We start from the raw sequence: 26,733 nt of genomic DNA on the forward strand, positions 1-26,733 counted from the left end.
CTGAAAGAATAGGAACCATGACTTCCAGCATGCCTCGCAACGAGGAACTCTTTGATCGCGCCCGCCAGCTGATGCCCGGCGGCGTGAACTCGCCGGTGCGCGCCTTCGGCTCCGTGGGCGGGACGCCGCGGTTCATGGTGTCCGCCAAGGGCGCCTACCTGACCGACGCCGACGGCGCCGACTACGTCGACCTCGTCTGCTCCTGGGGCCCGGCGCTGCTGGGACACGCCCACCCGGCGGTCCTCGCCGCCGTACATGCCGCCGTCGACCGCGGACTGTCCTTCGGCGCATCGACGCCGGACGAGGCCAACCTCGCCGCCATCGTCAAGGAGCGCGTCCCGGCCGCCGAACGCGTCCGGATGGTCTCCACCGGCACCGAAGCCACCATGACCGCCGTCCGGCTGGCACGCGGCTTCACCGGGCGGAACCTCATCATCAAGTTCGCCGGCTGCTACCACGGCCACCTCGACGGCCTCCTCGCCGCCGCAGGCTCCGGCCTCGCGACCCTTGCGCTGCCCGGCTCGGCCGGCGTCACGGCCGCGACCGCCGCCGAAACCCTCGTGCTGCCCTACAACGACCTCGACGCCGTCGAAGCCGCCTTCGCCAAGCATGGTGACAGCATTGCCGCCGTCATCACCGAGGCCGCTCCCGCCAACATGGGCGTGGTGACCCCTGGCGAGGGCTTCAACGCCGGCCTTGCCCGGATCACCCGCGAGCACGGTGCCTTGCTGATCCTCGACGAGGTCCTGACCGGCTTCCGTACCGGCTACTCCGGCTACTGGGGCCTGACCGGAGGTGCCGCCGACACCGCCGAACCGTGGACGCCGGACCTGTTGACGTTCGGGAAGGTGATTGGCGGCGGCATGCCGACGGCGGCCCTCGGCGGACGCGCCGACGTCATGGATTACCTTGCGCCCGTGGGCCCGGTCTACCAGGCCGGAACTCTGTCCGGTAACCCGGTGGCCATGGCAGCGGGCGTCGCGACCCTCACCCACGCCACACCTGAGGTGTATTCGTTCGTGGACGCCCGCTCCCTGGAGCTCTCCGCGGCGCTGTCTTCCGCGCTCGATGCGGCCGGCGTGGACCACTCCATCCAGCGCGCGGGCAACCTGTTCTCCGTAGCCTTCGGCACGGCCGCCCGGGGCGTCCACAACTACGACGACGCCCAGGGCCAGGAAGTGTTCCGCTACGCCCCGTTCTTCCACTCCATGCTGGACTCCGGGGTCTACCTGCCGCCGTCGGTCTTCGAGGCCTGGTTCCTCTCGGCCGCGCACGACGACGCCGCGATGAACCGGATCTTCGACGCCCTGCCGGCCGCGGCGAAGGCGGCGGCCGGCGCAAAGCCGTAGCCGGGTCCTTAAACGACTAATGGCACCCGCCGCGGCGGGTGCCATTAGTCATTTAACGCTGCCAGGGCAGCCGGCGAACTAGAGGACGTCGGAGAGGAATCCCTGCAGCCGTTCGGTCCGCGGGCTCGTGAAGATCTGTTCCGGCGGACCGGATTCCACCACCACGCCGGCGTCCATGAACGTGACCGTGTCCGAGACGTTGCGGGAGAAGCCCATCTCGTGGGTCACCACCACCATGGTCATGCCGCCCTTGGCGAGGTCGGCCATCAGCGCCAGGACACCCTTGACGAGCTCCGGGTCCAGGGCCGAGGTAGCCTCATCGAAGAACATCACTTCCGGCTTCATGGCCAGGGCGCGCGCAATGGCGACGCGCTGCTGCTGGCCACCGGAGAGATTGGCAGGACGCGCTTCGGCCTTGTGCTTGAGCCCCACCAGGTCGAGCTGCTCGAATGCCTCGGCCCGGGCCTGGTCGGCCGGCAGCTTGCGCAGCTTCCGCAGCGCCAGGGATACGTTGTCCACCACGGTCTTGTGCGGGAACAGGTTGAACTGCTGGAACACCATGCCGATCCGCTGCCGCAGCTCGTCCGGGTTGTCCTTCAGGACCGAGCGGCCATCCAGCAGGATGTCGCCCTGATCCGGTTCGATCAGGCGGTTCATGACCCGCAGCAAGGTGGACTTGCCGGATCCGGAGGGGCCGATCACCGACGCGGTGGTGCCCGTCTCGACGTGTAGGTCGATGCCGCGCAGGACGTGGTTCGAGCCGAAGGACAGGTGCAGGTTCTTGCCGGAGAGTGAACCGGAAGCGAATTGGCTCATGCCTGTGCTCCCTTTCCGATCAGGGCCGCGGCGTCGTCGGGCTGCCGTTTCTCCGGACGGCCGGTGCGCAGGCGGTTGTCGATGTAGTTGACCAAGTGCGTGAGCGGAACGGTCAGGATGAGGTACATGATCGCCGCGGCAACCAGCGGCGACAGGTTCCCCGTGTTGGCCGCGGCGTCGTTACCGATGCGGAAGATCTCGCGCTGGCTGGCGACCAGGCCCAGCAGGTAGATCAGGGACGAGTCCTTGATCAGGGTGATGAACTGGTTGACCAGGGCCGGAAGCACGCGTCGGATGCCCTGCGGAATCACCACGAGGCGCATGGAGGAGTTGTACGTGAAGCCCAGGGCGCGGGAGGCTTCCAGCTGCCCCTTTTCCACGCTCTGGATGCCTGAACGGAAGATCTCGCCGATGTAGGCCGCCGCCATGAGCGTCAGGGCGAAGATGGCGAGCGGGAACGGGTTGGTGGATCCGGTCGTTACCCGGATCACGGGCCCCAGCCCGAGGCCGATCAGGAGGATGACAACAATCGCCGGGACGCCGCGGAACACGTCTGTGTAGATCCGGGAGAGCCACCGCAGGGCAGTGACGCGGGACGTGCCCATGATGGCCAGGACCATGCCCAGGATGCACCCGAGCACGCCCGAGGAAACCGCCAGGATCAGCGTGTTTGGCAGGCCGACCATGATCATTTTCGGCAGGACGGCCGCCATCGCCCCCCAGTCAAAGAAGGTGTTCGCGAGTTGATCGAGTGCATCCATGGACTAGGACTTCGGAACGGTGACGGCCTTGGAACCCGGGGACCACGTGGCCGGGGTCTCGCGGTCCGGGTACCACTCCTTGGTCAGCTTGGACCAGGTACCGTCGGCGATGACGGCGTCGAGGCCGGAGTTCAGCGCGTCAATGAGCGGCTGGTTTTCCTTGTTGACGGCGTAGGCGGTGAAGTTCTGCGTGTTCACAACCGACTCGGCGATGACCGTGCCGTCGCCTTCCTTGACCTGGCCGGTGGCCTGCTGGGACGGTGCAACCCAGGCGTCAACCTGGCCGCTCTTCAGGTTGGCGTAGGCGGTGTTGTAGTCCTCGAAGCGGACGGGCTCGATCTGGAGCGTGTTGGTGACATAGTCATCCTGCACGGTGCCCTGGACCACGGCAATGCGGGTGTCCTTGGTCAGATCCTTGAAACCCTTGACGTTGGAGTCCTTCTTGGCCACCACGGCCATGTAACCGAAGTCGTAACCGTTGGTGAAGCCGACGGTCTTGCGGCGGGCGTCAGTGGTGGAGATCGACGAGGACCCGAGGTCGAACTGCTTGTTCTGGACCTGGGCAAGTAGCGACGCGAAGCCGGTTGCCTTGAACTCCACCTTGAGGCCCAGCTTGTCCGCAATGGCGCGCAGGAGCTCGTTGTCGTAGCCCGTGAACTTGCCGGACTGGTCGATGTAGATGTTCGGCGGGGCGTCCGACAGGGTTCCTACCGTGAGGGTTCCATCGCTGATCAGGCCCAGCTTGGACTTGTCGATCTTGTCCAGGGGAGTGACGTCCTTGGTGGTGTATTTGTCCGTGGATTTCTGGTCGCTGCCCTGGAGGGCATCGGACGGTGACGCCGTTGTCTGCGCCGCGCCGCCGCCGCACGCTGCAAGGGAGACCGCCACGGCGATGGCCACGGGAACGGTAGTCAGCCACTTCAAGGCTTTGCTTTTCATCACGCAATCACTTTCGTCTGAAATTCAGTGGGTCGCGGGAGGCTCATCGGGCCCCAGGCTGCTGGCTTGGGCGCCGGGTGGAGCAGGCACACCGCGAAATATAATTGTGTCACCCGACATGGACGCCTTTTCAATTCGAATGAATCGGGGATCGGGTGCACATTTTGCGAAGTATCTTCAGGAAGCGGCGTGATCGACGGTGATCCGGGTGGCGGCGGAAGGGCCGGGCGGAATCATCGGCGCGGGATCATGCGGCAGTCGGGAGCGCCGGCCGGTGTGACTTCGGTCCCAATTGCTGGAATTGCGTGCAGCGGGGGGCTAGTTGGGTCTTACCGAAGGCGAACGTTTCCTTTTAAGAAGTCAGCCCGCACGCGCGGGAAGTGCGTCCGGACCCACAGGAAGTGTGCCCGCACCCGCTTCCGGGCGTCCGGAAGCGGGGCGTAGAAATCTAGAAGTCGCCGCGGCTGGCGTCCTCAGGCGGCAGGACGGGCCAATCGCCTTCGATCACTGCAGCCGGCTTCGTCTTGCGCAGGTAGCTCTGGAAATCAGCGGCCTGCGACGAGGCCCATTCGACCTGGAACTGGTGCAGGTTGCCCGCCGGCATCCTGAGCTTGGGGAATTTTCCGGCCATGGCATCGAGCATGCGCAGCGTTGCCAGGGCATCGGCCGCCGATGTGTGGGCGTTGTCCAGGCTGACGCCGTACTCCTCGCACAAGGCGGTGAGCGTGCGCTTGCCCTTGCGGTACCGGTCCACCTGCTTGTTCATGATGTAGGGGTCCAGGACGGGGAACCGGCTCAGCTGCGGAACGCCGTAGCGGGCAGACTCCGCAGCGAGCACGGTGAAGTCGTAGCTGGCGTTGAACGCGATGACGGGCACGCCGGTGTCGAACAGCTCCTGCAGCACAGCGGCGAGTTCGCGCGTCACCTCCACGGCGGGCCGGCCGTCGCGGCGGGCCTGCTCAGTAGTGATCCCGTGGACGTCGCTGGCCTCGGTCGGAATCTCCACGCCGGGGTCGGCGAGCCACTCGTGTTCCTTGATCACTTCGCCGCTGGAGTCCACGACGGTGACCGAGGCGGTGACGATCCGCGCCGAGCGGGAATTGCGGCCCGTCGTTTCGAGGTCGAATGCTGCGCGGGGAAGGCTGTTCCAGGTGCTCATGCTTCAACGCTACCTGCTGCCTCCGACAGTTCTTGACCACCGTGTCGGCGTGCCTTCAAGGCTTGGGGACGGGCCTGCAGCGGCTAGGCTGGATCGATGCGGACGGAGTATGTGGAGGCGGTGCTGGAGCTCGTGGCGTTGATCCCGGCCGGCGCAGCGGTGGCCTACGGCGACGTCGCGGAACTCCTCGGCGCCGGCGGCCCGCGCCAGGTCGGTTCGGTCATGAGCCACCATGGAAGCAGCGTGCCCTGGTGGCGTGTCCTGAGGTCCAGCGGGGACGCCCCGCCCGGCCTCGAACACGAGGCGCTTGCGCTCTACCTGCAGGAAGGGACGCCCCTGCTGGGCAGGTACCAGGATTTCCTCCGTACCGGAGATGGACGGTGGCGCGTTGACTTGGCCTCCGGCCGGTGGGCGCCCACCGACGCCGACTTCGACCGGATCGACGCGATCGCCGAGCGCCTTGAGCGGGCGTCCCATAAGTTGTCGGTCCCCGATGATGAAATGACTGTGTGAGTACCTCCAGCACAGCACTGCGCCTCCTACCGCCCCGGACCCACCACAGCGCAATCCCCGTGCTGTCGCCGGACCAGCTCGACGCCGTCGAGGTCCCGCCCGGCTCCGGGCCTGTGCTGGTGCCCGGCGCACCCGGCACCGGCAAGTCGACGGTCCTCGTCGAGGCTGCCGTCCGCCGCACCCTGCGGGACGGCCTGGACCCGGAGCGGATGCTCATCCTCGCTCCCGGAAGGCTGGCCGCGGATACCCTCCGTGACCGCTTCACGGCCCGCCTGGACCGGAGCCTGAGCACGACGCCGGCCAGGACCTGGGCGTCATATGCCTTCGATCTGATCCGCCGCGCCAAGGCCGAAGGCATCCTCCCGCTGCCCCGCCAGCCGAAGCTGCTCTCCGGCCCGGAACAGGACCTGATCATCAAGGAACTGCTGGAGGGGCATGCGCTGCCCGGCCTCGAACTGCCGTGGCCGGAGGACCTCGACGCCGCCCTGCAGACCCGCGGCTTCCGGCAGGAAGTGCGCCAGCTCTTTGACCGGATCATCGAGTCCGGGCGGACGGCCGAAGATCTCGTGGCGTTGGCCAGGAGGTGCAACCGGCCCGACTGGATTCCGGCGGCCGCCCTCTACTCCGAGTACCGCGACGTCCTGGACCTGCGCATGCCCGAGGCCTTCGACCCCGCCGGCATCATCACCGCCGCGCGCCAGATCTTCCAGGACTTCCCGGATTTCCTCGCCGCCGAACGCGACCGCCTCCAGCTGATTCTCGTGGATGACATCCAGGAGGCGAACCCCGCCGTCTTTGAATTGCTTGCCGATATCGCCGCAGGCAAGGACGTCATCGTCACCGCCTCGCCGGACACCGTGGTCCAGGGCTTCCGCGGGGCACGCCCCGATCTCGTGGCGGAGCTTCCCCGCCTCCTGGCGGCCGACGGCGCAATTCTGGAGCGTCCGCTGTGGACCACCCACCGGCAGGCACCGGCCGTGGCGGAGGCCTGGTTGTCGGTCGCTGGGCGCATCTCCCGCAGATCCGGCGGGCAGTCCGCGCGCCGGCTAGAACAGCCCGGATCGGTCCCGACGCCGGACGGGCCGGACAGCGTGGACGGCCCAGCCCACGGCCTTGCAAACAGCGCAGCTGACGGCCGAGGCGGGACTGTCGAAGCCCACCTGCTGCCGTCGCCGGTCCACGAACTGCGGTACGTGGCGCAGCGCATCCTCGAAGCCCAGCTGAACGACGCCCGGGAACTCGGGGACATCGCCGTGATCGTTCGCAACGGCGGCCAGCTCAGCCAGCTGCAGCGGTATCTGGCCGGACAGGGGATTCCGGTCCGGATTCCCGTCGCTGAATCCGCTGTCCGTGACGAGGTCGCGGTCCGTCCACTGCTGGACGCCTATGCGGTGGCCCTCGACCCCGCCGCGCTCACGCCCGAGTCAGCCGTGTCCTTGCTGACGTCCCGGATCGGCGGCGCCACGTCGATTGAACTGAGGAGGCTGCGGCAGTCGCTGCGCCGGGAGGAACTCCTGGGCGGCGGCGGGCGCACCAGCGACACCCTCCTCGTCGAGGCCCTGCTGGAGCCCGGGGCGCTGGCAACCCTGGGCATCGAGGGTCACTCGGCCCGGCGGATCGCCAGGATGATCCGGGCGGGGCGGGACGCCGCAGAGGCCCCCGGCGGGAACGCCGAGACGGTGCTCTGGGCGCTCTGGCATTCCACCGGCCTCGCCTCCCGCTGGACCGAGGCCGCCCTCGCCGGAGGATCGGCCGGCGCCCGGGCCGACCGTGACCTCGATGCCATGATGGCGCTTTTCCATACCGCAGAACGCTTCGTGGACCAGCTCCCCGGTTCCGGACCGGAGCAGTTCCTTGAATACCTGCTGAGCCAGGAACTTCCCATGGACACCCTGGCAGCCAGGGCACAGCTGGAAGACGCCGTGGAGCTCATGACCCCCGCCAGCGCCGCCGGCCGGGAGTGGCCGGTAGTGATTGTCCCGGGGCTTCAGGAAGGCGTGTGGCCCAACACGCGGCTGCGCGGCGAGCTGCTCGGCAGCACATTGTTCGCCGATGCCGTCGAACACGGCGTGGACTATGCCATGCGGCTGGATCCGCTCAGCAGACTGCGGGAAATCCGCTACGACGAGCTCCGGAGCTTTTCGACCGCGGTGTCCCGGGCCCGGCAGGTGCTGATCTGCACGGCCGTGTCCTCCGAGGATGAGCAGCCCTCCTCGTTCCTGGACTATGTGGCGCCGCTGCGGCACGGACAGGACCGCAGGGGCTTTACCCCGGTGGAGCGTCCGCTGACCCTCCGGGCCCTGGTGGCGGAACTGCGCCAGCACGCCCAGCTCGACCCCAAGGCTGCCGAATCTGCCGAGGCCGCGGCAGTGCTGGGAGTCCTGGCCACCGCCCGGCCGCCCGTTCCCGGCGCCCACCCCGCGAGCTGGTGGGGGCTGGCCGAGCTGACCTCCGAAGAGCCGGTCGTTCCGCCGGGCGGTACCGTGTTCGTGTCGCCCTCGAAGGTCGAAACAGTTCAGAAATCGCCGCTGGACTGGTTCGTCCAGGCCGCGGGCGGGGAAGCCGCGACGGATTTTGCCCGCAGTTTGGGAACCCTGGTCCACGCCATCGCGCAGGACCTCCCGGACGCCTCGGGCGGCGAATACGTCGCGGAGCTTGTCCGGCGCTGGCCCACACTGGGAATGAAGGACAACTGGGAAGGCAAACTGGACTTCCAGCGTGCCGAATCCATGGTCCGAAAACTCGCCCAGTACGTCCTCGTGATGCGCAGCGAGGGCAGAAGCCTTGTCGGCGTCGAACAGGACTTCGAGGTCAAGCTCCCGGACGTCACGGCGGAGGCGGTCGCCTCCGCCGTGCCGGTCGGGCCCGCGGTGCCCACCGGCGCCGAGGCCGGCGAGGGCATCGGGCCGGCGCGGCCCGCGGTGCTCCGGGGCCAGGTCGACCGGCTGGAGATCGACGCCGAGGGCCGGCTGGTGATCGTGGACCTCAAGACCGGCAAACGCCAGCCCGGCAAGGCGGATCTGGACCGTCACCCGCAGCTCGGCGCCTACCAGGCTGCCGTGCTGGCCGGTGGTTTTGCCGGTCCGGACGACGGACCCCCGCCGCTTCCCGGCGGGGCCGTTCTGGCCCAGCTTGGGACCACCACCAAGAGCCCAGGCATCCAAAGCCAGGCTCCACTGGACCCGAACGAGAACTGGGCGCTGGAGATGGTCGGTGACGCTGCCCGCGTCATGTCCGGCAGCACTTTCCAGGCCCGCCATGACCCGTCCAAGGGAGGCCACGGCGGCCACGGCTGCCGGCTCCCGGAAGTGTGCCCGCTGTGCGTGCGGGGAAAGCAGGTTACTGAATGACCCCCGAGGCACCGGCGAACGGCCCGGCCGACCAGCATCCCGCCCCGGACGCCGGCCCCCTTCCCGAGCCGCTCCCCAAACTGCCTCCCCAACCACGGTTCAGCCCGGAAGAGCTGTCCGCGATGCTGGGGGAGAGCAACAGCCCCACTGCCGAGCAGTCCCTGATCATTTCCTCGCCGCTCACGCCGAGGCTCGTGATCGCCGGCGCGGGTTCGGGAAAGACTGCCACCATGGCGGACCGGGTGGTATGGCTTGTCGCCAACGGCTGGGTCCGGCCGGAGGAAGTCCTCGGCGTCACCTTCACCCGCAAGGCCGCCGGTGAACTCGCCTCGCGGATCCGGGCCAAGCTTGCCTCGCTGCAGCGCATCGCCGCGGCGGACACCGGCAACACCGTCTTCCCCGCAGGGTTGCTGAGCACGGACGCGCTCGAACCCAAAGTCTCCACCTACCACTCCTATGCGAGCGGCATCGTGTCCGACTATGGCCTCCGCCTCGGCGTCGAACGCGACGTCGTGTTGCTCGGCGGCGCCCAGTCGTTCCAGCTCGCCAGCGAGGTCGTGGAAGCCTTCGACGGCGACTACGAACACTTCCGGTCCGCCAAATCGACCCTCGTCAAGGCCGTGATCCAGCTGGCAGGAGAATGCGCGGAGCACCTGCAGGACCCGGCCCAGGTCCGTGCCTGGCTGCTGGAGCGGATCGCCGAGTTTGACTCCCTACCGTACGTCGCGGACGCCAAGAAGAACCCCGCCCAGGCCGCAGGCGAGCTCGGCGCGATGCTGCGCACCCGGGCCAGCGTCGCGGACATGGTGGGCCGTTACTCCGTGGCGAAGCGCGCCCGCGGTGCCCTGGACTTTGGCGACCTCGTGGCCCTGGCGGCGCGGGTGGCCAACGAGATTCCGGTCGCCGCCCAAACGGAACGCCAGCGCTACAAGGTGGTGCTGCTTGACGAGTTCCAGGACACGTCCCACGCCCAGCTGGTGCTCTTCTCCAGACTCTTCGGCGACGGCCATGCCGTCACCGCGGTGGGCGACCCGAACCAGTCCATCTACGGATTCCGCGGAGCGTCCGCCGGACAGCTCTTCCACTTCGTCCGCGAATTCCCCGTCCGCGTCGGCGGCGACGATACCGACACAGGCCAGGGCGACGGCGATGAACAGGGAAGCGGCCAGGCCGCGGCGGCAGGACGCTATGCGGTGGCGCCGACCTCGTACCTGACCACCGCGTGGCGCAACGGGCGCAACATCCTGGCCACGGCAAACCTCATTTCGGCGCCGCTGAGCAAGGCCGCGGCGACCCTCGGCGCCGCAGGGGCGAGGGACAATGCCGATGCCGTCGAGGTCCCGCCCCTGCAGCCCAGCCCGGTCGCGGTCCAGGGCAGGGTGGTGATGGGCCGGTTCACCACGGACGAGGCTGAGGCCGCGGCGATCGCCGGTGACGTGCTGAAATTCCGTGTGACGGACTTCGACGCCCGGCCGGCAGCCGATCCTGTGCCGCCTGCCATGGCCGTCCTTTGCCGTCGCCGCGCGCAGATGGAATGCATTCGCCGGGAGTTCGAACTCCGTGGCATTCCCTATGAAATCGTCGGGCTCGGCGGGCTGCTGGACACCCCCGAAATCATCGATCTTGTCGCCACGCTCCGGGTCCTGGCCGACCCCGGCCGCTCGGACTCCCTCATGCGCCTGCTGGCTGGCGCGCGGTGGCGGATCGGCCCGGCGGACCTGATGGCCCTGCGGGACTGGTCCAGTTACCTCGCCCGCCGCCGGGGCCGTCCCGGCAGCAACGACGACGACGACGCGGAGGACACAGTTGATGACGCCGTGGTTGAGGGCGACATCACGGACGCCGCCAGCCTGGTCGAGGCCCTGGACTGGCTGCCCCGCGACGGCTGGACTTCGGCGCACGGCCGCAGGCTGAGCCCCGAGGCCCGGGACCGCCTGCAGCGGCTTTCGGAGGAGCTGCGGCAGCTGCGCAGCTACATGGGGGATGACCTCACCACCTTGCTGGGCGAGGTCGAACGGGCCATGCTCCTGGACATCGAAGTTGCGGCGCGGCCCGGGATCAGCATCCACCAGGCGCGCCGCAACCTGGACGCTTTCCAGGACGCTGCCGCCGGGTTCCTGCACACCTCCCAGCGGGTCGACGTCCTGGCGTTCCACGCGTGGCTGGAAGCCGCCGCGGCCGAGGAGAACGGCCTGGACGCCGCCGCGCCCGAGGTGAACCACGAGGCCGTCCAGCTCCTGACGGTGCATGCCTCCAAAGGCCTGGAATGGGATGTCGTGTTCGTTCCGGGACTCAACTCCGGGGCGTTCCCCAGCAGCAGGGACTCGCGGTGGAGCAGTGGCAGCGCGGCCCTGCCGTGGCCGTTGCGCGGTGATCGCGCCGACCTGCCCCAGTGGGACCTGGACCAGCCGGACCAGAAGGGCTGGCTCGACGCCGAGAAGGAGTTCAAGTCCGCCGTCCAGACGCACGGTGAAGCCGAGGAACGGCGTCTGGCCTACGTGGCGTACACGCGAGCCAAACACGTGCTGTGGATTTCAAGTGCCGCCTGGGTGGGATCCCGGGCCGGTTTGGCCGAGATGTCGCCCTTCCTCGCCGAGCTCGAGGGCCTCACCGCGGACGGCGGAGCCGAAATCCACCCGCTGTCCGTCAGCGAGGACGCGCTGCCGGCGGAAAGCCCCCTGACTTGCGAACTCGAAGTCGCCGCGTGGCCCTATGATCCCCTCGAAGGCCCGCAGGACCCCCGGACGGGGAAGCGGCTTCGGCTTGTTCCGGGACGGCGGGCCGCCATGGAATCCGCCGCGGCCCGTGTCCTGCAGGCGATGGACGCAGACCCGGACAGCCACATGGACCCCACGCCGGACGGCCACCCGGCTGCGGCCCTGCCGCATCCGAGTGTCGACGACGTCCGGCGTCCCGTCCTGCGCGGCCCCGCAGCCGGGTGGGCAAAGGAGGCAGCCACGCTGCTGGAACGCCGGTCCCGGCGTTCGGTGGTCCAGGACGTGCATCTGCCCGGCCATATCTCGGCGTCCACCCTCGTGGACCTGGAAGATGACGCAGGCTCCGTCGTGGCCCGCCTGCGGAGGCCGGTCCCGCGCGAACCGGGGATGTCCGCCCGCAAGGGCACGGCCTTCCACGCCTGGGTGGAGGAATACTTCGGCGCCGCCGGCATGCTGGACCTTGGCGAGGCTGCCGGCGCTGACGACCACATCGATGAGGCCTATGGCCTGGATTCCATGGTGGAGACGTTCCGCCAGTCCGAATGGGCGCACCGCGCCCCCGCCCATGTTGAAGTCCCGGTCGAGACCCGGATTGGCGACGTCGTGGTCCGGGGCAGGATCGACGCCGTGTTCCGCGACGCCGACGGCGGCTGGGACCTCGTGGACTGGAAAACCGGGCGCCGCCCCTCGGCGGCGCAGCTGAAGGTGAAGGCTGTCCAGCTCGCCGTGTACCGCCTGGCCTGGGCCCGGCTCAAGGGGGTCCCGTTGGAGGACGTGCGGGCCGCGTTCTACTACGTGGCCGACAACCAGGTGGTCCGTCCTCATGACCTCGGATCAGCAGAAAAGCTGGAGGAAATCGTGGCCGCGGCGCTGGGGAGGCCGGCGGCGGCGACGGGCTCCTAGCGGGTCGAGGTGTCGACCACCGTGATGGCGGCGGTCGAGGTGTCCTCGCCCGAATCGGGCGCAGTTGCGGAACCAGGCCGCACCACCGCGATCGACTGCGTCGAGGTGTCGTCGACGGCGGGAGCCGCAACCTCGGGGTCAGAGTCCTGGGCCGCGGCCTGCGGGGCGTCCTCCGCCGGGTCAGCGGAGTTGGATTCGGAGTTGTCAGCGGCAACCATCGCTGCGTCAGGCCTAGTCTCTTCAGCCTCCGTCGCTTCAGATTCCGTCGCGTCAGCCTCCGCCTCGCGGGGGATGGGCGTGACGTGCACAGCGGGCGTGGCACTGATCTCCGCAGGGGCAGCGGCAGGGGCAGCGGCTGCCGGTACGGCATCGGGGACCGGCTCCATGGGCAGCAGCGTGACCTTACCGACGGCGGGCGGTGTCCCCCCGGCCGGAGCGGCTGTGGGGGCTGAGGCTGCAGGGGCCGCCGGAGCCACCGTCGGCGCTTCGTCACCGTCACCGGACTGGCCTGCCCCGGGTTCGTGGGCCGCGACCGGCTGCGGGAGCGGCTCAACGCTGATGGGCTGGCCGCCGTGTTCGGCCACGTCGTCGGCCAATGCGGCGAGCATGGACTCTGCCTCGTCGATCATGTCCTCGTTGCCGGCGGCCAGGCCCTTGACCAGGTACTGCGCCAGGGCGAATTCGGCGGACAGTGCCGCCCGCCGCAGCAGGTGGGCATCGGGCACGTCGCGCCGGCTGGAGGTGTAGTGATCCAGGACCGCGTTGACAAAGTCCTGCTCGTTGGACGCGACCAGCCAGGCCATGTCATCCGCCGGGTCGCCGATCCGCAGGTCGGTCCAGCCCGTCACTGCGGTCACGCGGTCGCCGTCGACCAGCAGGTTGTCCTCGTGGAGGTCGCCGTGGACAACGCAGGGATTGAAGCGCCAGAGCGAGACGTCTTCCATGGCGTGTTCCCAGCGCCGCAACAGCAGCGGCGGGATTTTTCCGGTCGTGGCGGCCTGGTCGAGTTCATTGAGGCGCCGTTGGCGGAATTCGTTGGGCGTGTAACTGGGCAGGTCGGCATTGCTCACAAGCGACCGCGGCAGGTCATGGATCGCGGCCAGCGCCGCCCCGATTTCACGGGCCACGCCGGGCGATCCGCTGCTGAGCTCGTCCAGGGAGCGCGTGGCGCCGGCCAGATGGGAGTAGACAAAGGTGCTGAGCTGGCCCTGCCGGACTGTTCCCGCCACCGTGGGCATGAGGAATGGCAGCTCGGCGCGGATGCCGGGAGCGAAGGCCCGCAGGACCAGGAATTCGGTTTCCAGCCGGGCACTGGCTTCGGCGTGCCGGGGGGAGCGGACGCGCCAACGCTTGCCCTCGGAGTCCAGCAGGAGGGCAGCGTCGAAGTCCGCCGGATCGTCGGGCGCAGAGCTGACGGCGGTCGGGGTCAGGCCGGGTACCGCCGCCGTTGCCACGGCTGCCAGTTCGATAGGTTTCCTTCTCACCCTTCCACGGTAGATTGAGCGGCGCTTAAGACGGCGATGCACTCCGGCGAGTCTTGAGATCTGCGTCAAATGAGGGGCAAATGTCGGATAAATCAGCGGCAAAGGGCCCCTTCCGCGCCGGCCTTCCAGCGCGCGGCCGCGTGGGCGGCAAATGTCAATTGTCTGCCCGAGTCAGTACGGTGGGTACATGAGTCTTGCGGAGTCACCGGCACCTTCTGAAGGATCGTCACAAGCGTCAGGGCAAACCCCCTCCGAATCACCGGCACCCGAAGCGGCGTCGCCCGTGCAGCTCCTGCCGGCAAACCACCTGATGGAGACGGTCCTGCCGGTGCTCCCGGCGCTGATCGACCGCGGATCCGCCGCCCGGCAGAAGCCCGGAATGCTGGAGGAGCTGGTCGGCGCGGGCTCGGCGCAGGCCGTGGTGCTCTCCGGACGGCAGGCGCTGGTCAGCGGCAACAGCCTGGTACTCCTGAATGCGGCCGAGCTCTCCGGGCACCTGGCGAACACCCCGTACGCCCCGGAACACGTGATCTACCTGGGATCGGCCCTGCCCGGTTCGGACCTCGACGCGGGCACCGAGCTCGTCCTCTTCGTCCTCCCGGCCCAGTTCGAAGTCCGGGCCGAGGAGTTCGAGGCCCACGTGGCGGGCATCCCCGGCGATGCCCAGTGGGCGGGGTTCCGCGAGGTCGCCGCACGCTTGGACGCCACGGACACGGCACTGTTCATCGAAGCCAGTGCCATCGCCAACTGGCACGCCACCCACACCCACTGCCCGCGCTGCGGGACGCCCACGCAGCCGGAAGCCGGCGGCTGGGTCCGGCGCTGCCCGGCGGACAACTCCGAGCACTTTCCCCGGACGGATCCGGCCATCATCGTGACCGTGGTGGGTGCCGACGGGAGGCTGCTCCTCGGCGGGGGCGGCCCTCTTGACGCCAAGAACTATTCGACCCTCGCCGGCTTCGTCGAACCGGGGGAGTCGCTTGAACAGGCGGTCAAGCGCGAGATCGCCGAGGAAGTGGGCGTCCGGGTGACAGCCTCCCAGTACCTCGGATCGCAGTCCTGGCCCTTCCCCGCGTCCCTGATGCTCGGATTCACGGCCACCACGGAGGACACCGAAGCCCGGCCCGACGGCGTTGAGGTCACCAGGGCGCGCTGGTTCAGCCGGAGCGAACTGCAGGCCGCCATCCTCAGCGGCGAGATCGTCATTTCCAGCCGGCTCTCCATCGCCCGGTCCCTCATTGAACACTGGTACGGCGGCATCATAGCGGACGCCGCGGACAGCGCCTGACATTGTCTTTCAGGCTGACACTGCCTGCCTCCCCAACCGCAGGACACCGACTACCGACTGAGCAGCAAAAGTGACCCCAGAAAAAGTGACCCCAGAGAAACTGAACTTCAGCACTGTTCCCGGCTTGGAGACATCCGACACCGCCGCATCCGGCGCCCCCGGCGGCACGTCCGACGTCGCCCTCGAACCGGACTCCCGCTCGCTGGAGGAACGGATCCTCGGCGGCCTCGACGCCGAGCAGCGCGAGGTCGCCAGCGCCCTGCAGGGACCCATGTGCGTGCTGGCCGGTGCCGGCACCGGCAAGACCCGCGCCATCACGCACCGGATCGCCTACGGCGTCCACTCCGGGGTGTACAGCCCGCAGCGGCTCCTGGCAGTCACCTTCACGGCCCGGGCGGCCGCCGAGATGCGCAGCCGGCTCCGTGACCTCGGGGTCGGCAATGTCCAGGCCCGGACCTTTCACGCCGCGGCGCTGCGCCAGCTGCAGTTCTTCTGGCCGCAGGCCGTCGGAGGTGCCCTGCCCAACCTGCTGGACCACAAGGCACAGATGATCGCCGAGGCCGCGAGGCGGCTCCGGCTCAGCACCGACCGCGCCTCCATCCGCGACCTCGCCTCCGAAATCGAGTGGGCCAAGGTGTCCATGCTGACCCCGGCGAACTACCTGGAAAACGCCCAGGGCCGCGGCAACCCGGGCGGCTTCGACCTGACGGCCGTGGCCCGGGTCTTCCAGTCCTACGAGGACGTCAAGACCGACCGCAACGTCATCGACTTCGAGGACGTGCTGCTGATCACCGTGGGTATCCTGCAGGAGGATCCCAAGGTGGCGGCGACTGTCCGGGAGCAGTACCGGCACTTCGTGGTGGACGAGTACCAGGACGTCTCGCCGCTGCAGCAGCGGCTCCTGGAGCTGTGGCTGGGCGGACGCGACGAGCTCTGTGTCGTGGGCGACGCCAGCCAGACCATCTACTCCTTCACCGGCGCCTCCCCGAAGCACCTGCTCGGCTTCAAGGGGATGTATCCCGAGGCCCACGTCGTCAAGCTGATCCGGGACTACCGCTCCACGCCCCAGGTTGTCAGGCTCGCCAACGACCTCCTCGCGGGCCGGCGCAGCGGAGGCCCGGCGGCGGACGCCGCCTGGGCCACGCCGCTGCAGCTCGTGGCGCAACGGCCGGCGGGCCCGGTGCCCCGGTTCACCGAATGTTCGGACGACGAGGCGGAGGCCGCCACGGTGGCCGCCCGGATCCGCGAACTCCTCGACGCCGGAACCCCGGCCAGCCAGGTCGCCGTGCTTTTCCGCACCAACGGGCAGTCCGAAGCCTACGAACAGGCGCTGGCCTCGGCCGGGATCGGGTACCAGCTGCGCGGCGGTGAGCGGTTCTTCGCCCGCAAGGAGGTCCGGGACGCCATCCTGCAGCTTCGGGCCGCCACCCGGGCGGTCGCCGAAACCGCCTCGCCCGAGCCGCTCGGGCAGCTTGTCCGCGACATTGTCGCTTCCCTCGGCTACACCGACGCGGCGCCGCACAGTGGCGGTGCGCTCCGGGAGCGCTGGGAATCGCTGGCCGCCCTCGTGGCGCTGGCCGACGAACTGGTCATCAGCAGGGGCCCGCAGTTCTCACTCTCGGACTTCGTCAACGAGCTCCAGGAGCGGTCGCTGGCACAGCATGCACCGACCGTTCAGGGAGTCACCCTCGCATCGCTGCACGCCGCCAAGGGACTGGAATGGGACGCAGTCTTCCTCGTGGGGCTCAGCGAAGGGCTCATGCCCATCTCGTTCGCGGACAGCCCGGAGGCGGTGGACGAGGAACGCCGGCTCCTGTATGTGGGCATCACCCGTGCCCGCGAACACCTGTCCCTGTCCTGGTCCACCGCCCGGACGCCGGGCGGCCGGGCCAACCGCAAGCCCTCCCGCTTCCTGGACGGACTGCGGCCCGACTCGGTGGCCAGCTCCCAGCTCCGGGGCAAGGGGGCGGCGCCGCGCCGGAAGGCGGCCGTTCCGGCGTCATGCCGGGTCTGCGGCAGCATGCTCTCCAGCGGTGCGGAGCGCAAGGTGGGGCGCTGCAACCAGTGCCCGCCCACCTACGAGGAACAGACGTTTGACGCCCTGCGGCAGTGGCGGAAAGAGGTGGCCCTCGAGGCGGACGTCCCGGCTTTTGTCGTGTTCACCGATGCCACGCTGACCGCCATCGCCGAGGCGCGGCCCGACTCGCTGGAACAGCTGGCCAAACTCGCCGGCGTGGGTCCGTCCAAGCTGGAGAAGTATGGCGAGGCCGTCCTGGCGGTCCTGGCCGAGAGTACGGTGCAGTGATGTCCGGTGCAAAAACGTCCGGCCAATCCGGGTCGTCGGGCTCCGGCGCCGTTCCGGCGGCCACGCCGCTGACCACCGCCGACGGCGCCCCGGTGGTGGTCCGCCGGTCCGCCCGCCGACGCCGGACCGTTGCCGCGTTCTGGGAAGACGGCACCGCCGTGGTCGCCATCCCCGCGTCCTTCAGCAGGGCCCAGGAACGGGAATGGGTGCACCGCATGCTCGAAAAGCTGCGGCTCCAAGGGGCCCGGGGCGCGCGCGGCACCGGCCGGCGGCGGCCCCGCAGTGACGCCGACCTTGCCGCCCACGCCGCCGAACTGTCAACGAAGTACTTCGGCGGCAGGGCAGTGCCCTCCTCGGTCCGCTGGGTCACGAACCAGAATTCGCGGTGGGGCTCGGCGACACCGTCCGAAGGAACCATCCGGCTCTCGGCGAAGCTGCAGCCCATGCCGCAGTGGGTCATCGACTACGTATTGCTCCACGAGCTCGCCCACCTCCTGGTGGCGGGCCACGACGCCGCATTCTGGCGGCTGCTGGAGGCGTACCCTGAGACGGAGCGTGCCAAGGCCTTCCTGGACGGGGTCTCGTTTGCGACGTCGCGCGGCTTGGCTCCCGCTGACGCTGCCGGCGGCGGATACGACGAAGCCCCGGACGGAACCGAAGTCCCGGCCGGGGCCCCCTAGCGCTCGAACCGCCTCAGGCACTAGGCCTTGGGCTTGCCGCCCTCTTCCGGTCCGCTGTCGTTCCGTCCGCTGTCGTCCGGTTCGCCGTCCTCTGGTCCGCTGTCCTCTGTTTCGCCGTCGGGGCGGTCCTCGTCGCTGGCCGCCTCGTCGTCGTTGGCTGCCGGTTCCTGGCCGGTGCCGGCGGGCTCGGTGCCGGCGGGCTCGTCGAATCCTCCGTTAAGGAGCTTCTGCAGGGCGTCATCCACTTCGCTGTCGCTGGCCTCGGCAAGTTTCCGGCGTTCGCTGAAGCCCTGCGGATCGTCCAGGTCCTCGGCTGTGGGCAGCAGGTCAGGGTGCTGCCAGACGGCGTCGCGGCCCTCTACGCCGCGCTCGTTCTTGAGCGAGGCCCACAGCGTGGCCGCTTCCCGGAGCCGGCGCGGCCGCAGTTCGAGCCCCACCAGTGAGGAAAACGCGTGCTCCGCGGGGCCCCCGGTAGCCCGGCGCCGCCGGACCGTTTCGCGCAAGGCAGCGGCGTTAGGCAGCAGCTTTTCCGTCGCGCCCCAGCTCAGTTCGTCCACCCAGCCTTCCACCAGCGCGAGGGCCGTCTCGAGCTTTTCGAGGGCCTGCTCCTGGGCGGGCGTGCGCTGCGGCATGAAGACACCCTGCGAGAGCGCTTCCTGGATGCCCTCGGGGTTGCTGGGATCGATCTCCCGGGCGAGTTCTTCGATCTTGGACGTGTCGATGTGGATACCGCGGGCGTAGGCCTCGATCGCGCCCAGCAGGTGTCCGCGCAGCCAGGGGACCTGGACGAACAGGCGGGCGTGCGCCGCTTCACGCACGGCGAGGAAGAGCCGGATGTCGTTCTCCGGCAGGCTGAGACCCTCACCGAACTTCGCCACGTTGGCCGGCAGGAGGGCCATCTCGAGGTCTGCCAGGGGCACACCGATATCGGTGGAGCTGACCACTTCGGCCGAGAGCGCGCCGATCGCCTGGCCAAGCTGCATGCCGAAGATCGCGCCGCCCATGTTCTGGATCATGGAGGAGGGGCCGCCCATCATGGACTTCATTTCCTCGGGCATCTGCTCGGTCATGGCGGCGGAGAGCGCATTGGCAATGCTGTTGGCCACGGGCTCGGTCAGCCGCTTCCATGTTCCGAGGGTTTCCTCGACCCACTCGGCCCGGGACCACGCCCGGCCGATCAGGCCGGTGGCGGGAAGCCCGGTGACCTGGTCGAGCCAGAGTTCGGCCAGGCGGAGGGCCTCATCGACCTCCCTCGACTGCTGGGCGGTGACCGAGGGATCGGATCCGCTGGCGGCCACCCGCCGGGCGTTCTCGTGCGCCAGCTGCCAATTGACGGGCCCTTCGGAGGGGGCGCTCATCATCGCCTGGACCTGGGAGAACATCTGGGCCAGGAGGTTGGGATCGTCCGGGAGGCCGGCGGCCTTGGCTAGTTCGGCGGGGTCGATGTTGCCCATGCCCTGGCCGCCCATCAGGTTCTTGAGCATTTCGGCCAGGGGATCCTTGGGTTCCTCGTCGCCATTGGACGGATTGAGTGGGTTGGAGGTCATGATCCCGCCGATCGTCGGTGTGGCTGCTTCTCAACTTTCACGGTACCCCCCGGCGAGAGCGGCTGTCTGCCGAAACCGCGCCACGTTCGCTGTAGGCAAAGAGCGGTCCGGGGTGCTAAGCGCGTAGGCTTGGAAGTTGGAATATTTGCACGCGGCAGCCTCGCGGTAGGCTGTGGCCTTGGTGCGTGGTCGCGGTGTCCTGTCAGGCTTGTCAGGGCCGCCCCCTCGTGCCGGCACGGAGAGGTCGTTCAATGACAGTCACCCAAGGTGAACAGCCCGCCAGCGACCCCGCGGCCGGCCCCGTCCGGGGCAGGAGGGCGCGGCTGGCTGGCATTCGTGCGCCCCGCAAACGCAACAACCGGTCCTCGGCCATGCTGGTCTCGGGGCTGCTAACCGTGGCCCTTGGCATCACTGCGGTAAGCCTGCCGGTGCCGTACGTGGTCGAATCTCCCGGGCCCACCTTCAACACCATCGGTCAGGACAACGGCAAACCGGTCATCAGCGTTACCGGCCATGAGACGTTTCCCGCCAAAGGCAGCCTGGACCTCACCACCGTCTATGTCGACGGCGGCCCGAACGGTCCGGTGACCGTCTTCGAGGCGTTTTCGGCATGGCTGAACGGCACGAAGGCCGTCTACCCCCAGGAGCTCCTGTTCCCGACCGGCGTCACCAAGGAACAGTCCCAGCAGGAGAGCGCCACCGCGATGACGACCTCCCAGGAGAACGCGATCGCCTCGGCAATGAAGGAACTGAATATTCCGTTCGGGCAGAAACTGCAGGTCGCGGGCCTCCCGGACGACTCCGCCTCGAAGGGCCTGCTGCAGGACGGAGACGTTCTAGTCTCCATCAACGGCAAACCCATCACGGCGCTGGCCGTCGTCCAGGCCGAACTGGCCGCCGGGAACGGAAAGCCCGTCAAGGTCGTCGCGGAACGCGCCGGCGCGCAGGTGCCCGTCACTATCACCCCGGCCAAAAACAGCGCGGGCCGCTATATCCTCGGCGTCCTGCTGCAGTACAAGTTCACCTTCCCCTTTGATGTCACGATTTCCCTCGACAAAGTCGGCGGCCCCAGCGCTGGCATGATGTTCGCGCTCGGCATCATCGACACCGTCACCCCCGGTGACCTGACCGGGGGCAAGCACATCGCGGGAACCGGAACCATCACCCCGGACGGTGCCGTGGGTCCCATCGGCGGGATCGCCCAGAAAATGCACGGGGCGCGGTCCGGCGGCGCCACCATGTTCCTGGCCCCAGCGGCCAACTGCGACGACGTCGTGGGCCACATTCCCGACGGCCTGCAGGTGGTCAGGGTCGAGAACCTCACCGAGGCCCGCAAAGCGGTGGAACTGGCCGCGTCAGGCGGCGACACATCGGGCCTCCCGGTCTGCACCAGCAACTAGACTGGCCGCGGAACTAAGCACCGGCCCCAGTCGTGGCACTTATGACGGTCGCCGCCGTCCCGCCGGGACCCTGCTGCAGGGCCCTGACGGAACGGCAGCGGCGGCCGCTAGAATGCATCAACCCGGCACGGCCGGCACTTAGTCGCAGGACTGAGTTACAGCAGCGACTAATAACTAAAAACCAGCAGTAGACGACCAGCTATGAGGTACCGAGTTTGTCCCGTCCCGCCAGCACTGTCCCGCCCGGAAGACCCCCGACACGACGCGGCGCCCTGACGCCGACGCTGATCATCGTGGCCTTGATAGTGGTCGGGTTCATCTTCTTCGCCAACGTTTGGACGGATGTCCTCTGGTATCAGCAGCTGGGCTTCTTCGAAGTGTTCATGACCGAGAACCTGGCCAGGATCGGGATCTTCCTGGCAGGGTTCGCCGTCATGTTTACCGCCGTCTTCTTCGCCATCCGCGTGGCGTACCATGCGCGGCCGGTGTACGCGCCCGATTCGGAAATCCGGGACAACCTGAACCGCTATCAGGCCCAGCTCGAACCGGTCCGCCGCGTGGTGATGGTTGGACTTCCCATCCTCTTTGGCCTGTTCGCCGGCAGCGCCGCCGCAAGCCAGTGGCAAAAAGTCCTGCTGTTCCTGAACCAGGAGCCCTTTGGCCAGAACGATCCCCAGTTCGGCCTGGACATCAGCTTCTACCTCATGACCCTTCCGTTCCTCGGTTTCGTCACCGGGTTCCTCATCAGCGTCACGGTGGTCGCGGGCCTTGCCGGCATCCTCACCCACTACCTTTACGGCAGCATCCGGATCATGGAACGCGGGATCTTCACCAGCCGCGCCGCCCAGATCCACCTGGCTGTCACGGGCACAGCCTTCCTGCTGCTGATGGGCGTCAACTTCTGGCTGGACCGCTATTCCACAGTGCAGAACAACAGCGGGCGTTGGGCGGGCGCGCTGTACACGGACGTTAACGCCGTCATTCCGACCAAGGCCATCCTGGCAGTGGCCGCTGCGATCGTCGCCGTGCTGTTCATCGTCGCCGCGGTGATCGGCAAGTGGCGCCTTCCCGTGATCGGCACCGCCATGCTCATCATCACGGCCATCCTGGCCGGCGGCGTCTACCCGTGGGTCATCCAGCAATTCCAGGTCCGGCCTTCGGAGCAGACGCTGGAAAACCAATACATCCAGCGGAACATCGCCATGACCCGAGCCGCCTACGGCCTGGATAAGGTCCAGGAAAAGCGGTACAACGCCACCACTGCCGCCACCACCGGCGCGCTGGCCCCCGATGCGCAAACCACCGCCAACATCCGTCTGCTGGATCCGAACCTGATCTCGGATGCCTTCTCCCAGCTGGAGCAGTACCGGCCCTATTACCAGTTCCCCAGCGCCCTGAATGTGGACCGCTACGAGATCGACGGCAAGATCCAGGACACGGTCATCGCCGTCCGTGAACTCAACCCGGACGGGCTGGCCACCAACCAGCAGTCCTGGCTGAACCGCCACGTCGTCTACACCCACGGCTATGGCGTCGTTGCGGCCAAGGGCAACAAGTTCACCGTGGACGGTAAACCGGACTTCCTGCAGTCCGGCATCCCGTCCAACGGCGCACTCGGCAACGATTCGACGTACCAGCCCCGTATTTACTTCGGCCAGGACTCACCCGACTACTCGATCGTGGGCGCCCCGGCCGGCGCCGCGCACCGCGAGCAGGACCGGCCCGCGGGCAAGGAAGGCGACGCCGAAACCCAGTACACCTTCACCGGCAACGGTGGCCCGAACGTCGGCAGCTTCTTCAACAAGATCCTCTACGCGATCAAGTTCCAGTCCTCGGACCTGCTGCTTTCGGACGGCGTGAACGCAGAATCCCAGATCCTCTACGACCGCAACCCGCGGGACCGCGTCGAGAAGGTAGCGCCCTACCTGACCGTGGACGGCAACCCCTACCCCGCCGTCGTCGACGGCCGGGTGAAGTGGATCGTGGACGGATACACCACGAGCCCGTACTTCCCGTACTCGCAGCAGGAGCAGCTCTCCGCCGCCACGGCCGACTCCCAGACCGCCGCGAACCGGACGGTAGCCCTGCCGAACAGCACGGTGAACTACATCCGCAACTCGGTCAAGGCCACAGTGGATGCCTACGACGGCTCCGTGACCCTGTACGCCTGGGATGACCAGGACCCGGTGCTGAAGGCGTGGGAGAAGATCTTCCCGACGTCGGTGAAGCCGTATTCGGAGATGTCCGGTCAGCTCATGAGCCACGTGCGGTACCCCGAGGACCTGTTCAAGGTCCAGCGCGAGCTCCTGGGCCGCTACCACGTGACCAATCCGGACAGCTTCTACACCAACATTGATGCCTGGTCCGTTCCGAACGACCCGACCGTCAAGGACGAGGTCAAGCAGCCGCCGTACTACATGTCACTGAAGATGCCCGACCAGGACAAGCCCGCGTTCCAGCTGACCTCCTCGTTCATCCCGCAGGTGGTCAACGGCAACGCCCGCAACGTGCTCTACGGCTTCCTGGCCGCGGACTCCGACGCAGGCAACCAGAAGGGCGTCAAGGCGGACAGCTACGGCCAGCTCAGGCTCCTGCAAATCCCGCCGGAAACCCAGGTCCCCGGCCCCGGCCAGGCGCAGAACAAGTTCAACTCCGACCCCACCGTTTCGCAGGCCCTGAACCTGCTGCGCCAGGGTGCCTCCGCGGTGCTCAACGGCAACCTCCTGACGTTGCCGGTAGGCGGCGGCATGGCGTACGTCCAGCCCGTCTATCTGCGCTCTACGGGTGAAACCTCCTACCCGACGCTGCAGCGCGTCCTGGTGGCGTTCGGCGACAAGATCGGGTTCGCACCCACGCTGGATGAGGCACTGAACCAGCTGTTCGGTGGAAACTCAGGTGCCGCGGCAGGGGACTCGGCCAACAAGGGGCAGACCCCGGCCACGCCCACCACGCCCGGGGGCACGCCGGCAGCGCCTGGCACCACCGACGCGAAGGCGGAGCTGAAGGCCGCCCTGGACGACGCCAGCGCCGCGATAAAGGCCGGCCAGGACGCCCTGGCGAAGGGTGACTTCGCGACCTACGGCGACCAGCAGAAGAAGCTGGCCGCGGCGCTGCAGAAGGCGCTCGAGGCCGAGGCGAAGCTGGAAACCCCTGCGCCGGCCGGTACAGCCACGCCGGCGCCGTCCGCCAGCCCGTCGGCGACGGCGGGCGGCTAGCCCCGCGCGGAGCCGGTCCCAGGCCGTACGCAGACCACAGGCCGGGTTTGCCCTCCACAGAGAGGGCAGGCCCGGCCTGTGGCGTTCGACGGCGGCTACCGCGGGCGGCGAGATGCACATCACGTCACCTCGATTTGGCCTCAAGTTCACCGGCAGGTAGAGTTGATCTTGCGACGCGGGGTGGAGCAGTTCGGTAGCTCGCTGGGCTCATAACCCAGAGGTCACAGGTTCAAATCCTGTCCCCGCAACTGGAGAAAAGGTCCGGAACACTGGAAACAGTGTTCCGGACCTTTTGCTTTAAGCGCCGTGGGCCCGCCCCGGATGCGGTCCGGGGGCACTTTTGGCACGGACGCGCCGAGGAGGCTGGACGCAGGGGCCGGAATGGTGTCCAAAGGAGCCCCGGTCGGCCGGCGGCCATCCCCGATTGCGCCCACCAGGGCTAGGAATGGGGCAGTGGTCAGGGCGGCCCGGAAACTAGGGTAGAGTTGATCAAGCGACGCGGGGTGGAGCAGTTCGGTAGCTCGCTGGGCTCATAACCCAGAGGTCACAGGTTCAAATCCTGTCCCCGCAACCAAGGAACACCAGCAGGACAAACTGGAAGATAAAGGATAAGGCCCGGATCTGATGATCCGGGCCTTTCCTGTTGCCCCCGCGGACTGCTACCTCTGCAGGTGGCCACTTCTTCCGCGCGGCGCAACCCGGTCCGGAACTCATGGGCCCGGGTTGCCGGTCGTCTGCCGGTCGTCAGCGTCGTCAGCCGTCCTTGAGCCGCTGATATGTGGCCAGGGCACGTGCCCGGGTCTCAGCAAGGTCCACGATGGGTCCAGGGTAGCCGTTGGCGGCGTCAGGGGCCTTCCAGGGCTCGTGGACCGCCTTGTCGTCCAGGCCGGCCAGCTCGGGGATGTATCCGCGGAGGTAACGGCCGGCGGCGTCGAACTTCTTGCTCTGCGTGACCGGGTTGAAGATCCGGAAATACGGCGAGGCGTCGGCACCCGAGCCCGCCACCCACTGCCAGTTGGCCGGATTGCTCGCGGCGTCGGCGTCCACCAAGGTGTCCCAGAACCAGGCCTCGCCCAGCCGCCAGTCCGCCAGCAGGTTCTTCACCAGGAAGGACGCGGCCGCCATGCGCACGCGGTTGTGCATCCAGCCGGTCTGCCAGAGCTGGCGCATGCCGGCGTCAACCAGTGGATATCCCGTGTGGCCCTGCTGCCAGGCTTCCATCTCGTCTCCCGACGGCGGCTGCCACTGAAAGCCGTCGAATTCCGGCCGGTAGTTCCGCGTCGCCAGGTCAGGATTCTCGTACAGCAGCTGCCAGCAGAACTCCCGCCAGCCAAGCTCGGAGCGGAAGACGCCGACGTCGGCCGGTGCGCCCGGCGGAAAACTGTCCCGCAGCGTGTGCCAGATCCGGAAGGGGCTGATTTCGCCAAAGCGCAGATGCGGGGAGAGCCGGGACGTGCCTTCGACCCCGGGAATGTCACGGCCGGTGCCATATTCCGCTGCCGGCCCCTCCACGAAATCCATCAGGCGGCCGTGGGCGCCGGCTTCTCCGGGTGTCCAGGTGCCAGCCAGCCCCGTGCTCCAGTCGGGGTCGCGGGGGAGCAGGCCCCAGTGCTCGAGCGTGTCACCGGCCGGTGGTCCGCCGGCACCGCTGGCTGCCGGAGCAGGCAGCCGGTCCGGGGCGGCCAGCGGTTGCCGGGGCTCGGCGCCGGCCAGGCAGGCCTTCCAGAACGGCGTGAAGACTTTGTAGGGCCCCCCGCTGCCGGTCCGGACGGTCCATGGCTCAAACATGAGGTTGGCTTGGAAGCTGGTGGCCCTGATGCCCTCCTCAGCGGCCCAGCTCTTCAGGCCGGCGTCGATGCTGCGCTCGGGCTCGCTGTACCGGCGGTTCCACAGCAGCGTGTCGGCAGAGGTGTCCGCGGCGAGGTCTTTGATGATCCCCTCGGCCGGGCCGCGACGGAGCACCAGCCTGGACCCCAAGGCCTCCAGCGCCGCGGCGAGCCCGGCCAGGGAGTGGTGGAGCCACCACTTGACCGCCCCGCCCAGGGGCCGGACGCCGGGAGACTCCTCATCCAGGACGTAAACGACGGTCAGTGGCGTGCCCAGGGACGCGGCCTCCGACAGTGCGGGATTATCGTCCAGCCGGAGGTCGTCGCGGAGCCAGACAAGGGTCGAAGACATGAAACCACGGTACACGCGCGGCCGCGGGTACCGTGCAATGGCGGTAACGGTGCGATGGCAAGGGCCGGCCCCCGGCGGGCGAACCTGGAGTCAGGCTCACCCGTCGGAGACCGGCCCTGGGTCTAACGT

Annotated in this window: 16 protein-coding genes and 2 tRNA genes; 11 read left to right on the forward strand and 7 right to left on the reverse strand. The window is 68.3% G+C overall.

Annotation, left to right across the window (positions count from 1 at the left end; translation table 11 throughout):
• Window positions 1-17: 17 nt before the first annotated feature.
• Window positions 18-1,349 carry a glutamate-1-semialdehyde 2,1-aminomutase gene (gene hemL / locus AC1DDO_RS10195; RefSeq protein WP_476971799.1) on the forward strand — a complete coding sequence of 444 codons (1,332 nt, stop codon included), beginning with the start codon at window positions 18-20 and terminating at the stop codon, window positions 1,347-1,349.
• Window positions 1,350-1,427: 78 nt separating this feature from the next.
• Here the strand turns inward: hemL and AC1DDO_RS10200 are convergent, their stop codons facing one another.
• From AC1DDO_RS10200 to AC1DDO_RS10215, 4 genes are all read right to left on the reverse strand, one after another.
• Window positions 1,428-2,165, reverse strand: a complete 738-nt coding sequence (locus AC1DDO_RS10200) for an amino acid ABC transporter ATP-binding protein (protein ID WP_476868615.1) — start codon at window positions 2,163-2,165, stop codon at window positions 1,428-1,430.
• The gene (locus AC1DDO_RS10205) at window positions 2,162-2,926 is read right to left on the reverse strand and encodes an amino acid ABC transporter permease (protein WP_476868614.1); all 765 of its coding nucleotides are present in this window, start codon (window positions 2,924-2,926) and stop codon (window positions 2,162-2,164) included. The genes AC1DDO_RS10200 and AC1DDO_RS10205 overlap by 4 nt, the downstream gene beginning before the upstream one ends.
• A gap of 3 nt (window positions 2,927-2,929) precedes the next feature.
• Entirely contained in the window at window positions 2,930-3,865 is a 936-nt protein-coding gene (locus AC1DDO_RS10210; protein WP_476868644.1) for an ABC transporter substrate-binding protein, read from the reverse strand.
• Window positions 3,866-4,313: 448 nt separating this feature from the next.
• On the reverse strand, window positions 4,314-5,024 hold the full coding sequence (locus AC1DDO_RS10215) for an exonuclease domain-containing protein (protein ID WP_476971800.1): 711 nt from the start codon (window positions 5,022-5,024) through the stop codon (window positions 4,314-4,316).
• A 96-nt stretch (window positions 5,025-5,120) separates the two neighbouring features.
• Between AC1DDO_RS10215 and AC1DDO_RS10220 the strand changes: the two genes are divergently transcribed.
• The 3 genes from AC1DDO_RS10220 to AC1DDO_RS10230 all read left to right on the forward strand — a co-directional run bounded on the left by AC1DDO_RS10220 (window position 5,121) and on the right by AC1DDO_RS10230 (window position 12,507).
• A complete protein-coding gene (locus AC1DDO_RS10220; protein ID WP_476868612.1) occupies window positions 5,121-5,537 on the forward strand; it encodes an MGMT family protein in 417 nt (138 codons plus the stop codon).
• Complete coding sequence (locus tag AC1DDO_RS10225) at window positions 5,534-8,887, forward strand: ATP-dependent helicase (RefSeq protein WP_476868611.1); 3,354 nt, start codon at window positions 5,534-5,536, stop codon at window positions 8,885-8,887. The genes AC1DDO_RS10220 and AC1DDO_RS10225 overlap by 4 nt, the downstream gene beginning before the upstream one ends.
• A gap of 122 nt (window positions 8,888-9,009) precedes the next feature.
• Window positions 9,010-12,507: an ATP-dependent helicase gene (locus tag AC1DDO_RS10230; RefSeq protein ID WP_476868643.1), complete on the forward strand. Its 3,498-nt coding sequence runs from the start codon at window positions 9,010-9,012 to the stop codon at window positions 12,505-12,507.
• On the opposite strand, the gene AC1DDO_RS10235 is transcribed toward AC1DDO_RS10230, so the two are convergent.
• A complete protein-coding gene (locus tag AC1DDO_RS10235; protein WP_476868610.1) occupies window positions 12,504-13,991 on the reverse strand; it encodes a macrolide 2'-phosphotransferase in 1,488 nt (495 codons plus the stop codon). The two genes, AC1DDO_RS10230 and AC1DDO_RS10235, sit on opposite strands and share 4 nt — an antisense overlap.
• A 187-nt stretch (window positions 13,992-14,178) precedes the next feature.
• Between AC1DDO_RS10235 and nudC the strand changes: the two genes are divergently transcribed.
• The 3 genes from nudC to AC1DDO_RS10250 all read left to right on the forward strand — a co-directional run bounded on the left by nudC (window position 14,179) and on the right by AC1DDO_RS10250 (window position 18,264).
• On the forward strand, window positions 14,179-15,279 hold the full coding sequence (nudC, locus tag AC1DDO_RS10240) for an NAD(+) diphosphatase (RefSeq protein WP_476868609.1): 1,101 nt from the start codon (window positions 14,179-14,181) through the stop codon (window positions 15,277-15,279).
• Window positions 15,280-15,481: 202 nt separating this feature from the next.
• Complete coding sequence (locus AC1DDO_RS10245) at window positions 15,482-17,584, forward strand: ATP-dependent DNA helicase UvrD2 (RefSeq protein WP_476868642.1); 2,103 nt, start codon at window positions 15,482-15,484, stop codon at window positions 17,582-17,584.
• Complete coding sequence (locus AC1DDO_RS10250; RefSeq protein ID WP_476868608.1) at window positions 17,584-18,264, forward strand: M48 metallopeptidase family protein; 681 nt, start codon at window positions 17,584-17,586, stop codon at window positions 18,262-18,264. Before AC1DDO_RS10245 ends, AC1DDO_RS10250 begins: the two co-directional genes overlap by 1 nt.
• A 20-nt stretch (window positions 18,265-18,284) precedes the next feature.
• Here AC1DDO_RS10250 and AC1DDO_RS10255 read toward each other — a convergent pair whose 3' ends face one another.
• Window positions 18,285-19,811: a zinc-dependent metalloprotease gene (locus tag AC1DDO_RS10255; protein ID WP_476971801.1), complete on the reverse strand. Its 1,527-nt coding sequence runs from the start codon at window positions 19,809-19,811 to the stop codon at window positions 18,285-18,287.
• 251 nt (window positions 19,812-20,062) lie between these two features.
• On the opposite strand from AC1DDO_RS10255, the gene AC1DDO_RS10260 reads away from it, so the two are divergent.
• The 4 genes from AC1DDO_RS10260 (at window position 20,063) to AC1DDO_RS10275 (ending at window position 25,000) form a co-directional block, all read left to right on the forward strand.
• Complete coding sequence (locus AC1DDO_RS10260; protein ID WP_476868606.1) at window positions 20,063-21,211, forward strand: YlbL family protein; 1,149 nt, start codon at window positions 20,063-20,065, stop codon at window positions 21,209-21,211.
• 215 nt (window positions 21,212-21,426) lie between these two features.
• Window positions 21,427-24,426 (forward strand): UPF0182 family membrane protein, encoded by a 3,000-nt coding sequence (locus tag AC1DDO_RS10265; RefSeq protein WP_476868605.1) that lies wholly within the window; start codon window positions 21,427-21,429, stop codon window positions 24,424-24,426.
• Between the two features lie 174 nt (window positions 24,427-24,600).
• Window positions 24,601-24,674, forward strand: a tRNA-Met gene (locus AC1DDO_RS10270).
• A 249-nt stretch (window positions 24,675-24,923) separates the two neighbouring features.
• Window positions 24,924-25,000 (forward strand) — tRNA-Met (locus tag AC1DDO_RS10275).
• 179 nt (window positions 25,001-25,179) lie between these two features.
• Here AC1DDO_RS10275 and AC1DDO_RS10280 read toward each other — a convergent pair.
• A complete protein-coding gene (locus AC1DDO_RS10280; RefSeq protein WP_476868604.1) occupies window positions 25,180-26,604 on the reverse strand; it encodes a cryptochrome/photolyase family protein in 1,425 nt (474 codons plus the stop codon).
• Window positions 26,605-26,733: the final 129 nt, after the last annotated feature.

The sequence above is a fragment of the Arthrobacter sp. 10N43 genome, from assembly GCF_056394525.1.

Bases quoted from the DNA above. Each gene is read 5' to 3' on its own strand.
- hemL (WP_476971799.1), top strand. From the start codon at position 18: ATGACTTCCAGCATGCCTCGCAACGAGGAACTCTTTGATCGCGCCCGC.
- AC1DDO_RS10200 (WP_476868615.1), bottom strand. From the start codon at position 2,165: ATGAGCCAATTCGCTTCCGGTTCACTCTCCGGCAAGAACCTGCACCTG.
- AC1DDO_RS10205 (WP_476868614.1), bottom strand. From the start codon at position 2,926: ATGGATGCACTCGATCAACTCGCGAACACCTTCTTTGACTGGGGGGCG.
- AC1DDO_RS10210 (WP_476868644.1), bottom strand. From the start codon at position 3,865: ATGAAAAGCAAAGCCTTGAAGTGGCTGACTACCGTTCCCGTGGCCATC.
- AC1DDO_RS10215 (WP_476971800.1), bottom strand. From the start codon at position 5,024: ATGAGCACCTGGAACAGCCTTCCCCGCGCAGCATTCGACCTCGAAACG.
- AC1DDO_RS10220 (WP_476868612.1), top strand. From the start codon at position 5,121: ATGCGGACGGAGTATGTGGAGGCGGTGCTGGAGCTCGTGGCGTTGATC.
- AC1DDO_RS10230 (WP_476868643.1), top strand. From the start codon at position 9,010: ATGCTGGGGGAGAGCAACAGCCCCACTGCCGAGCAGTCCCTGATCATT.
- nudC (WP_476868609.1), top strand. From the start codon at position 14,179: ATGAGTCTTGCGGAGTCACCGGCACCTTCTGAAGGATCGTCACAAGCG.
- AC1DDO_RS10250 (WP_476868608.1), top strand. From the start codon at position 17,584: ATGTCCGGTGCAAAAACGTCCGGCCAATCCGGGTCGTCGGGCTCCGGC.
- AC1DDO_RS10255 (WP_476971801.1), bottom strand. From the start codon at position 19,811: ATGACCTCCAACCCACTCAATCCGTCCAATGGCGACGAGGAACCCAAG.
- AC1DDO_RS10260 (WP_476868606.1), top strand. From the start codon at position 20,063: ATGACAGTCACCCAAGGTGAACAGCCCGCCAGCGACCCCGCGGCCGGC.
- AC1DDO_RS10280 (WP_476868604.1), bottom strand. From the start codon at position 26,604: ATGTCTTCGACCCTTGTCTGGCTCCGCGACGACCTCCGGCTGGACGAT.